The organism is Mesorhizobium sp. M1334, from assembly GCF_040317995.1.
Classification (GTDB): Bacteria; Pseudomonadota; Alphaproteobacteria; order Rhizobiales; family Rhizobiaceae; genus Mesorhizobium.
Window position 1 is genome coordinate 1 of sequence record NZ_JAMYLM010000075.1, and the last position, 1106, is coordinate 1106.

The following is a 1106-nucleotide window of genomic DNA, read 5'->3' on the forward strand; positions in this document are numbered from 1 at the left end:
GAGCCCCTTTTTAAGGAGGCTGGCGGCAGTGCGATGCGCTTTGAGATGGGTGGCATCGATCATCAGATTGTCCGTTTCGCCGCCCTGCGCGGCCAGTTCCGCCCATGATTTCCGCGGCGCCACGCGGCAGATGTGGCCGTTCTGAAATGCAATGCCTTGCCCCGGTGCCCCAATCGGCCGAATGTGCCGGCGACGGATCCGTTGAAACAGAGACAGTCGTGACCGACTTCCGGCTTCGCGTGACAGCCAGTGACCGCCGGCTTTCGCACTGTTGCCGGCCGCCACACGACGCTTCCCCGACGCCCGCCTTGTTCGCGGCCGCACCGATGGTATCGGCTGGTCTGGGGTCGCGCTGGTTACGGGCCGGTTTCCTGGACAAAACGCAGCAAGCTGATGGTGCTGCCGTTCAAGCCCCGCTAGCGCTCGATATCGTACTGATAAGGAGCACCACGTTGCCGCAGCTTTGGGCGCGACTTTGCCCGCGATATCCAAGCTAGTCGACGATCTGGGCCGCGCCAAGCCAGAACCAACTGATCGCAGTCGCTGATCTTGAAGCCATACGACCCGGTTGGACCAATTTCAGCGTATTCCCGTTGAACCCAACGCCCCCCGAGGCTGACAGCACGTCGGCAATGACTTACGAAGCGTGTCCGTCGACGCGCTCGCCTGCGTTCGTTCCAACGCCTGGGACCGGGCGATTTCGCCCGGCCCCAAAAGATAGTATCTGATCAGTCGTTAGGCCGGCAACGCGCCGGATCTCTTGGCCGTCCAGCTGGCGATATAGTCCATCAGCCCGGGATTGAGGCAATCATAAGGTTCGAGCCCGATCGACTTCAGCTGTGACCTTATGCCGTCCATGCGGCTCGGATCGACACCGGATTCAATGATCGACGAGACAAAGGCGGTGAAGCCCGGAGGCGACCAGCCATCCTCCTGGAAGCGTTCCGGATGGATGAAGGACAGCCCCTTGAAAGCGTGGTCGCGCTCGACCGGGCCGTGCATATGGACGCCGCAGCCGGTGCAGGCATGGCGCAGGATCAGCGCGCCCGGATCGACCACCTTCAGCTTGTCGCCGTTTTCGGTCACCGTCACGTCGTTTGTACCGG

2 pseudogenes are annotated in these 1106 nt (G+C 62.1%); both read right to left on the reverse strand.

Annotated features, from left to right (window positions below):
- Nucleotides 1-99: pseudogene (locus NKH17_RS33305) on the reverse strand (IS5/IS1182 family transposase); the annotation flags it as partial.
- A gap of 636 nt (nt 100-735) precedes the next feature.
- A pseudogene (locus tag NKH17_RS33310) lies at nt 736-1106 on the reverse strand (S-(hydroxymethyl)glutathione synthase); the annotation flags it as partial.